This window comes from Lactobacillus sp. ESL0679 (genome assembly GCF_029433515.1).
Lineage (GTDB): Bacteria > Bacillota > Bacilli > Lactobacillales > Lactobacillaceae > Lactobacillus.
Window position 1 is genome coordinate 1 of the sequence record NZ_JAQTIG010000019.1, and the last position, 449, is coordinate 449.

2 tRNA genes are annotated in these 449 nt (G+C 47.4%); both read left to right on the forward strand.

Annotation, left to right across the window (positions count from 1 at the left end):
• Positions 1-169 precede the first annotated feature (169 nt).
• Positions 170-243, forward strand: a tRNA-Ile gene (locus tag PT287_RS10020).
• 37 nt (positions 244-280) lie between these two features.
• Positions 281-353: transfer RNA gene (locus tag PT287_RS10025), tRNA-Ala, on the forward strand.
• Positions 354-449: the final 96 nt, after the last annotated feature.

Here is a 449-nt window from a genome sequence, read left to right on the forward strand (position 1 = left end):
CGTAGGAGAACCTGCGGCTGGATCACCTCCTTTCTAAGGAAGAGCGAATAGGTGGAGAGTAGAGATACTAGAGGAAGCCTAGGAGCAACGGAAGCACATGGAGCGAGAACATTGTTTAGTTTTGAGGGTAGTACCTCACAACAGAATAGAGAACAGATACGCAAGAGACGGGCCTATAGCTCAGCTGGTTAGAGCGCACGCCTGATAAGCGTGAGGTCGATGGTTCAAGTCCATTTAGGCCCATTGACATCAGGTTATTGACTGTCGCAGAAGAGTATTTGGGGGCTTAGCTCAGATGGGAGAGCACCTGCTTTGCACGCAGGAGGTCATCGGTTCGATCCCGTTAGCCTCCATTGAGTCGAGAGACTCATGGTTAGTACATTGAAAACTGAATATAATCCAAGAAAAAACCGAGACACAATCAAAGAGAAAAGAAACAGATTGCAAGA